The 8,976-nt window shown below is 71.5% G+C and carries 5 protein-coding genes and 3 pseudogenes; 7 read left to right on the plus strand and 1 reads right to left on the minus strand.

The window, feature by feature from the left end; translation table 11 throughout:
* Positions 1-91: 91 nt before the first annotated feature.
* Positions 92-1,021, plus strand: a pseudogene (locus JM949_RS30435) (biotin/lipoyl-containing protein); the annotation flags it as partial.
* 23 nt (positions 1,022-1,044) lie between these two features.
* Here JM949_RS30435 and JM949_RS30440 read toward each other — a convergent pair.
* Positions 1,045-1,938, minus strand: coding sequence for a LysR family transcriptional regulator ArgP (locus tag JM949_RS30440; RefSeq protein ID WP_203151564.1), 894 nt, complete (start codon positions 1,936-1,938; stop codon positions 1,045-1,047).
* A 69-nt stretch (positions 1,939-2,007) separates the two neighbouring features.
* On the opposite strand from JM949_RS30440, the gene JM949_RS30445 reads away from it, so the two are divergent.
* The 6 genes and pseudogenes from JM949_RS30445 to JM949_RS30470 all read left to right on the plus strand — a co-directional run.
* Complete coding sequence (locus JM949_RS30445) at positions 2,008-2,604, plus strand: LysE/ArgO family amino acid transporter (RefSeq protein ID WP_203151565.1); 597 nt, start codon at positions 2,008-2,010, stop codon at positions 2,602-2,604.
* A gap of 86 nt (positions 2,605-2,690) precedes the next feature.
* Positions 2,691-4,128: pseudogene (locus tag JM949_RS30450) on the plus strand (GuaB1 family IMP dehydrogenase-related protein).
* A gap of 67 nt (positions 4,129-4,195) precedes the next feature.
* Positions 4,196-4,675, plus strand: a complete 480-nt coding sequence (locus tag JM949_RS30455) for a DoxX family protein (protein WP_309232399.1) — start codon at positions 4,196-4,198, stop codon at positions 4,673-4,675.
* 24 nt (positions 4,676-4,699) lie between these two features.
* On the plus strand, positions 4,700-5,182 hold the full coding sequence (locus JM949_RS30460) for a MarR family winged helix-turn-helix transcriptional regulator (protein ID WP_203151566.1): 483 nt from the start codon (positions 4,700-4,702) through the stop codon (positions 5,180-5,182).
* Positions 5,176-6,908 (plus strand): annotated as a pseudogene (locus JM949_RS30465) (ABC transporter ATP-binding protein). The gene JM949_RS30460 and the pseudogene JM949_RS30465 overlap by 7 nt, the downstream one beginning before the upstream one ends.
* On the plus strand, positions 6,905-8,976 hold a 2,072-nt coding region (locus JM949_RS30470; RefSeq protein ID WP_407664855.1), incomplete at its 3' end, for an ABC transporter ATP-binding protein. The pseudogene JM949_RS30465 and the gene JM949_RS30470, both read left to right, overlap by 4 nt.

The following is an 8,976-nucleotide window of genomic DNA, read 5'->3' on the forward strand; positions in this document are numbered from 1 at the left end:
CCTGGCTCCACACCTACAACCACCACCGCGGACACACCGCCCTCGCCGGACAACCACCCATCACCCGCGTCAACAACGGTGCTGGGCGCTACACCTAGTCGGCAGGGACGGCACCATCTCCTTCCTGGAGGTCAACACCCGACTGCAGGTCGAGCACCCGGTCACCGAGGAGACCGCCGGCATCGACCTGGTGCGCGAGCAGTTCCGGATCGCCGACGGCGAGAAGCTGCGGATCACCGAGGATCCGACGCCACGCGGGCACGCGATCGAGTTCCGGATCAACGGCGAGGACCCGGGCCGCAACTTCCTGCCCGCCCCGGGCACTGTCACCGCGCTGAGGCTGCCCACCGGCCCGGGGGTTCGGGTCGACACCGGCATCTCGGCCGGCGATGTGATCGGCGGCAACTTCGACTCGCTGCTCGCCAAGGTGATCATCGTTGGTGAGACCCGGACCGAGGCGTTGCAGCGGGCCCGCCGCGCGCTCGACGAGATGGTGGTCGACGGGATGGCCACCGCGCTGCCGTTCCACCGGCTGGTGGTGCGGGACGAGGCCTTCACCGCCGAACCGTTCACGGTGCACACCCGGTGGATCGAGACCGAGTTCCACAACACCGTCGCGCCGTTCGTCGCCACCGCCGGCGCCGCCGAGGCGCCGGCCGAACGCGACACCGTCGTGGTCGAGGTCGGCGGCAAGCGCCTCGAGGTCAGCCTCCCCGCCGGCTTCGGCGGGAGTACGACCACCGCGGCACCCGCCTCGCGTAGGCCGGCTCGACGTGGCGGCGCGGCAAAGGCCGGCGCACCGGTCGGCGGCGACGCGTTGACCTCGCCGATGCAGGGCACCATCGTCAAGATCGCGGTGTCGGACGGCGACACGGTGGCCGAGGGCGACCTGGTCGTGGTGCTGGAGGCGATGAAGATGGAGCAGCCGTTGCACGCACACAAGGCGGGCACGGTCAGCGGCCTGACCGCCGAGGTCGGTGCCGTGATCACCGCTGGCGCTCCGATCTGCACCATCGCCTGAGCGGTTGGCCGACCGGCCGGCGGTCAGCGCAGGGTTTCGGTGGTGACCGCCCGGACGGCGGCGGTCAGGGCGGTCAGCACCTTCGACGCCAACCGCCAGTGCTGCCAGTAGAGCGGCACGTCCAGGTGACGACCCGGTGCGAGGTCCACACAGCGGCCGGCGGACAGGTCGGCCTCGGCTATCTGTTCCGGCACCATGCTCCAGCCCAGTCCGAGCCGGATCAGCTCGCTGAGGCCCGGCACCGACGGCGCGTAGTGCACCGGCGGGTCGAGCGACCGGCCGGTCACCGCCCGGATGAAGCGGTGCTGCACCCGGTCCTTGCGGTCGAAGACGAGAAGCGGTGCGTCGGCCACCGCCTCGGCGGTGAACCCCGCCGCGAAGTGATCGGCGGCGAACTCCGGTGTGGACAGCGCGCGATAGCGCATGGCCCCGAGCCGCTGCACCCGGCAGCCCTGCACGGCCTCCCGCTGGGCGGTCACCGCAGCCGTCACCGAACCGTCCCGGAGCAGCTCCGCGGTGTGGTCCTGGTCGTCCTGGCGCAGGTCGAAGGAGAGCCCGGCGCGCCGCGGCAGTCGAGCCAGCGCGGCGGGGAACCAGGTGGCCAGTGAGTCCGCGTTGACCACCACCGCGACCCGGACCAGGCCGCCGCCGGCCAGCGGGCCACGGGCATCGGCCAGCGCCTCCCGCTCGAGCAGCGCCAACTGGCCGGCCAGGCGCAGCAGCGGTCGGCCCGCCTCGGTAGCCACGCAGGGTCGAACGCGGCGGACCAGCACCTGGCCGACGGCCTCCTCCAGGGCCTTGATGCGTTGGCTGACCGCCGACGGCGTGAGGTGCAGCAGCCGCGCCGCCGCGTCGAAGCTGCCCTCCGCCACCACCGCGGCGAGCGTGCGGAGCTGCGCCGAGTCGAGACCTTCCATCAGCAGAGCTTATGTTCCGTCAGAATCTTTAGTTGGACTGCTGTCTGCCCACCGTCCTAGCGTGGCCTGGTGTTCAGCTCCGCCGTCGCCGGCTTCTCGGTCTCCATCGCGCTCATCGTCGCCATCGGCGCGCAGAACGCCTTCGTCCTGCGCCAGGGCCTCCGTCGCGAGCACGTGGTGCCCGTGGTGCTCACCTGCGCCGCGTCCGACGCTCTACTGATCATGGCGGGCGTGGCCGGGGTCGGAACGGTGGTGACCGGCCGGCCGGGCCTCCTGGCGGCGATCCGCTGGGGCGGTGCGGCGTTCCTGCTCTGCTACGCGGCGTTCGCCGCCCGCCGCGCGCTGCGTCCCGGGACGCTGGTGCCGACCGAACGGCCGCCGGCCACCTTGGGGGCGACCCTGCTCGCCTGCGCCGCGTTCACCTACCTGAATCCGCACGTCTACCTGGACACCGTGCTGCTGCTCGGCGGGGTGGCCCAACAGCACGCGTACCGCTGGGTCTTCGGCGCCAGCGCCGCCCTGGCCAGTGTGGTCTGGTTCACCGCGCTCGGCGTCGGTGCGCGGCGTCTCGCGCCACTGCTCGCCCGTGCCGGGGCCTGGCGGGTGCTGGACGCGGCCATCGCCGTCCTGATGGCCGGGCTGGCGGTGGCGCTCCTGTTGGGCTGACCACCTCCGTCGGCGGGCAGCGGCGGTGGAGGTGTTTTCCACAACCACCGGCCGCGGGACGGACCGCGAGCGGGAATGATGGCCGGGTGCGGTTCCTTCACGGCGCGGCTCCCGCGCACGACCTGACCTATACCGACGTCTTCATGGCGCCGGCCCGTTCCGACCTGGGTTCCCGGCTCGACGTCGACCTCTCCACCGGCGACGGCACCGGCACCACCATCCCGCTCGTGGTGTCGAACATGACCGCGGTCGCCGGCCGGCGGATGGCCGAGACGGTCGCCCGTCGGGGCGCGATCGCGGTGATCCCGCAGGACATCCCGATCGAGGTGGTGGCGAACGTCGTCGCCTGGGTCAAGCGGCGGCACCTGGTCTACGACACCCCGATCACGCTCGGCCCGACCGAGACCGTCGGCGACGCCATCCATCTGCTGCCCAAGCGCTCGCACGGCGCGGTGATCGTGGTCGACGACGCGGGCCGGCCGATGGGCGTGGTCACCGAGGCGGACACCACGGGTGTGGACCGGTTCGCGCAGCTACGGCACGTGATGTCCACCGAGCTGCACACCGTGCCGGCGGACGCGGATCCGCGTACCGGGTTCGACAGGCTCTCGGCGGGCCGGCGCCGGCTGGCACCGGTGGTGGACGCGACGGTCGGCTGGTCGGGGTGCTGACCCGGCAGGGCGCGCTGCGGGCCACCCTCTACACGCCGGCGGTGGACGACCGGGGCCGACTGCGGATCGCGGCGGCCGTCGGGATCAACGGTGACGTGACCGGGAAGACCGCCGCGCTGCTGGAGGCCGGGGTGGACACGCTTGTCGTGGACACGCCCACGGCCACCAGGCGCGGATGATCTCCGCGCTCCAGGCGGTGCGCAAGCTGGACCCCGGGGTGCCGGTGGCGGCCGGCAACGTGGTCACCGCCGAGGGCGTACGCGACCTGGTCGAGGCGGGGGCGGACATCATCAAGGTCGGCGTCGGCCCGGGCGCGATGTGCACCACCCGGATGATGACCGGGGTGGGTCGTCCGCAGTTCTCCGCCGTGCTCGACTGCGCGGCCGCGGCCCGTGAGCTGGGCCGGCACGTGTGGGCCGACGGCGGGGTGCGGCACCCGCGCGACGTGGCGCTCGCGCTCGCCGCCGGCGCGTCGAACGTGATGATCGGTTCCTGGTTCGCCGGCACCTACGAGTCCCCCGGCGACCTGTACACCGACGCGGACGGCCGGCGGTACAAGGAGAGCTTCGGGATGGCCTCGGCTCGGGCGGTCAGCGCCCGTACCGCCGACGACAGCCCGTACGACCGGGCCCGCAAGGCGGTGTTCGAGGAGGGCATCTCCTCGGCCCGGATGTACCTGGACCCGGCCCGGCCGGGCGTCGAGGACCTGATCGACGAGATCATTGCCGGGGTACGCAGTTCCTTCACCTACGCCGGGGCACGCGACCTGACGCAGTTCCACGAGCGGGCGATCGTCGGCGTGCAGAGCGCCGCCGGCTTCACCGAGGGAATGCCCCTGCCCACGAGCTGGTGAGCCGCCGGGTGTGATCGACTCGGTTTTCCGGAAACCGGCGCTTCCCGGCAACGGGACACCCGAGATCGTGAAGACCGAGTCGATCACCGGCCGCTGCGGCCTGGCCCGTTCTCACCCGGTCAGCCGGCCCAGCACGGCGCGGGGGGCCTCGCGGTGGTCGTCGCCGACGCGCGCCGACGCCTGGCACCCGGCGCTGCGGGTCGGGCTGGCCGTGATGTTCACGCTGACCGCCGTCGCGCACTTCGCCGGCCACCGCCGCGCCGACCTGATCGCGATGGTTCCGCCCCGACTGCCCCGACCGGACCTGCTGGTCACCCTCACCGCCGTGCTGGAGTCGGCCGGCGCGATCGGCCTGCTGGTGCCGGCGACCGCCCGGGTCGCGGCAGCCGGGCTCGCCCTGCTCATGCTCGCGATGTTCCCGGCCAACGTCTCGGCCGCCCGCCGAAGGCTGACCCTCGCCGGGCGGCCGGTCACCCCACTCGGGCAGCGCACCGCGCTGCAACTCGTGTTCGTCGCCACGGCTGTCGTTATTTCGTTTGGTCCCTGACTATCAGGGCGCTAATCTACATCCGTGGAACTCGTCACCCTCCAGGATGTGCCGCTCGGTCGGCTGCTGGTGGTGGCCGGGCACCTCGTCGGGCAGCGATGGAACCGCTACCTCGCCGAGGAGCACGGCCTCACCCAGGCCGGCATGATCACCCTGATGACGCTCGCCCGGCACGGCGAGCTGCCCCACCGCCAGGTCGCCGAGAAGGGCTTCGTCCGCCCGGCCACCCTGACCGGCATCGTCGACACCCTCGAACGCGACGGTCTGGTCGAGCGGCAGCGCGACGACAGCGACCGGCGCAGCATCCGACTCGCCCTCACCCCCGCCGGCCGGGAGCGGGTCGCCGCGCTCGGCGCACTCATGCACTCCGGACGCCCGCTCACCTCGGTCGACGCCGACCCGGAGAAGGCACGGGTGATTCGCGAGTTCCTGCTCGAGGTCATCGGCAGCGGGGACGACCCGCGGATGACCGGACGCCCTACCGAAACGAAGGACCCGGCGTGCTGATCCGACTGCTGCGCGGCCAACTGCGCACCTATCAGAGACCGTTGCTGGCGGTGGTGCTGCTCCAGTTCGTGGGCACCATGGCCTCGCTCTACCTGCCCAGCCTCAACGCGGACATCATCGACAAGGGTGTGGCCCGGGGCGACACCGACTACATCGTGCACACCGGCGGCTGGATGCTGCTGGTCAGCCTGGTCCAGATCGCCTGTTCCATCGCCGCGGTCTACCTGGGCGCCCGGGTCGCGATGGGCTTCGGCCGCGACGTCCGTGCCACGCTGTTCGGGCACGTCAACAAGTTCTCCGCCCGGGAGGTGGCCCGGTTCGGAGCACCGTCGCTGATCACTCGCAACACCAACGACGTGCAGCAGGTGCAGATGCTCGTGCTGATGAGCTGCACGATGCTGGTAGCCGCACCGATCATGAGCGTCGGCGGCGTGTTCATGGCGCTGCGCGAGGACATCGGGCTCTCCTGGCTGATGCTGGTGAGCGTGCCGGTGCTGGCCATCGCGCTCGGCGCGATCATCCGTCGGATGGTGCCGGGCTTCCGGCTGATGCAGACCCGCATCGACACTGTCAACCGGGTGCTGCGCGAGCAGATCACCGGCATCCGGGTGGTCCGCGCGTTCGTCCGTGAGCCGTACGAGACGGACCGGTTCGGCGTCGCCAACGCCGACCTGACCGCCACCGCGCTGCGGACCGGACGGTTGCTGGCGCTGATCTTCCCGGTGGTCCTGCTGGTGCTGAACGTGTCCAGCGTGGCGGTGCTCTGGTTCGGCGCGCAGCGGGTCGACTCCGGCGCGATCCAGATCGGCGCGCTCACCGCGTTCCTGGCGTACCTGATGCAGATCCTGATGGCGGTCATGATGGCCACCTTCATGCTGATGATGGTGCCCCGGGCGGCGGTCTGCGCCGAGCGGATCACCGAGGTGCTGGACACCGACTCCTCGGTGGTCCCCGCCCCCGCGCCGGTCACCGAGCTGCCACCCGGGCCGAGTTGGAGCTGCGCGGGGTGCGTTTCCAGTACCCGGGCGCGGTCGAGCCGGTGCTGCGCGACATCTCCTTCCGGGTCACCCCGGGCACCACCACGGCGATCATCGGCAGCACCGGCGCCGGCAAGACCACCCTGCTGTCGCTCATACCCCGCCTGGTCGACGTCACAGCGGGCGCGGTGCTCGTCGACGGGGTGGACGTCCGCGAGGTGGAACCCGACGAGCTGTGGCGACGCATCGGGTTGGTGCCGCAGCGGCCGTACCTGTTCACCGGGACGATCGCGAGCAACCTGCGCTACGGCAACCCGGACGCCACCGACGAGGAGCTGTGGGCGGCGCTGGAGATCGCCCAGGCCCGGGACTTCGTGGCCCAGATGCCCGGTGGGCTGGACGCGCCGATCGCGCAGGGCGGCACCACCGTCTCCGGTGGGCAGCGACAGCGCCTGGCCATCGCCCGCGCCCTGGTCCGGCAGCCGGAGATCTACCTGTTCGACGACTCGTTCTCCGCGCTGGACCTCGGCACCGACGCGCGGCTGCGGGCGGCACTGCGCCCGATCACCGCGCAGTCCGCGGTGGTGATCGTGGCCCAGCGGGTCTCCACGATCATCGACGCCGATCAGATCGTCGTAATCGAGAACGGAGGGGTCGTCGGAGTGGGACGGCACGCGGAGTTGTTGGAGACCTGCCCGACGTACGCCGAGATCGTGGCCTCGCAGCAGACGACGGAGGTGCCGGCATGAGCCAGCCGGACAGGCCGCGTACCCCGGCCGTACCCAGTCAGAAGCCGGCCGGCGGCGACGCGCGGACGCCGAAGCGGCTGCCACCGGGCCGCCCGGGCGGCGGCCCGGGATGGATGAGCGCGGGGATGCCCGCCGAGAAGTCGATGAACTTCGGGCCGTCGGCCCGACGGTTGCTCGGCCGGCTGCGCCCGCACCGACTGCACCTGGCCGCGATCATCACCCTCGCCGTGGTGAGCGTCGGCTTCAGCGTGGCCGGGCCGAAGATCCTCGGCCACGCCACCGACCTGATCTTCAGTGGGGTGATCAGTCGGCAACTGGAGCCGGGCACCACCACCGAGCAGGCCGTCGCGGCGGCCCGGGCCAGCGGCAACGGCAGCTTCGCCGACATGCTGGCCCGGATGGACGTGGTGCCCGGGACGGGCATCGACTTCGACGCCCTGAGCCGGGTGCTGCTGTTGGCGCTCGGGCTCTACCTGGCGGCGAGCCTGCTGTCCTGGTGGCAGGGCTGGCTGCTCAACGGGGTGGTCCAGCGCACCGTGCTGCGGCTGCGCGCCGAGGTGGAGGAGAAGCTCAACCGGCTGCCGCTGCCCTACTTCGACCGGCAGCCCCGGGGCGAGTTGCTCAGCCGGGTCACCAACGACATCGACAACATCTCCACCAGCCTCCAGCAGACCCTCAGCCAACTGCTCACCTCGCTGCTGACCGTCGTCGGCGTACTGGCCGTGATGTTCTGGATCTCGCCGCTGCTGGCCCTGGTGGCGCTGGTCGCGGTGCCGCTCTCGGTGCTGGTCACCCAGCGCATCGCCAAGCGCTCGCAGAAGCAGTTCGTCGCCCAGTGGACGCACACCGGCGAGTTGAACGGCCAGATCGAGGAGGCGTACACCGGTCACGAGCTGGTGAAGGTCTTCGGCCGGCAGCGCGAGGTGGAGGCCGCGTTCCACGCGAAGAACGAGGAGCTGTTCCGGGCCAGCTTCGGCGCGCAGTTCATCTCCGGGATCATCATGCCGTCGATGATGTTCATCGGAAACCTGAGCTACGTGGCGATCGCCGTGGTCGGTGGCCTGCGGGTCGCCTCCGGCACGATGAGCCTCGGCGACGTGCAGGCGTTCATCCAGTACTCCCGGCAGTTCACCCAGCCGCTCACCCAGCTCGCGTCGATGGCCAACCTGCTCCAGTCCGGGGTGGCGTCGGCCGAGCGGGTCTTCGCGGTGCTCGACGCCGACGAGCAGACCCCCGACCCGGTCGAGCCCGCCCGGGTCACCGACCCGCACGGCCGGGTCGAGTTCGAACACGTCTCGTTCCGCTACGAGCCGGACAAGCCGCTGATCGACGACCTGTCGCTGGTCGCCGAGCCGGGGCACACGGTGGCCATCGTCGGCCCGACCGGCGCTGGCAAGACCACCTTGGTCAACCTGGTCATGCGCTTCTACGAGCTGGACGCCGGCCGGATCACCCTCGACGGGGTGGACATCACCACGATGCGCCGCGACGACCTGCGCGGTCGGATCGGCATGGTGCTCCAGGACACCTGGCTGTTCGGTGGCACCATCCGCGACAACATCGCCTACGGCCGGCCCGACGCGACCGAGGAGGAGATCGTCGCCGCGGCGCGGGCCACCTTCGTGGACCGGTTCGTGCGCAGCCTGCCGGACGGCTACGACACTGTCATCGACGAGGAGGGCAGCAACGTCAGCGCCGGCGAGAAGCAGCTGATCACCATCGCCCGGGCGTTCCTCGCCGAGCCGTCGCTGCTGATCCTGGACGAGGCCACCAGCTCGGTGGACACCCGTACCGAGGTGCTGCTGCAACGCGCGATGGCCGCGCTGCGCTCGGACCGGACCAGCTTCGTCATCGCGCACCGGCTGTCCACCATCCGCGACGCCGACCTGATCCTGATGATGGAGGACGGCCGGATCGTCGAACAGGGCACCCACGAGCAGTTGCTCGCCGCCCAGGGCGCGTACCACCGGCTCGGACCGGACCAGCTTCGTCATCGCGCACCGGCTGTCCACCATCCGCGACGCCGACCTGATCCTGATGATGGAGGACGGCCGGATCGTCGAACAGG

The sequence above is a fragment of the Micromonospora tarensis genome, assembly GCF_016803395.1.
Classification (GTDB): Bacteria; Actinomycetota; Actinomycetes; order Mycobacteriales; family Micromonosporaceae; genus Micromonospora; species Micromonospora tarensis.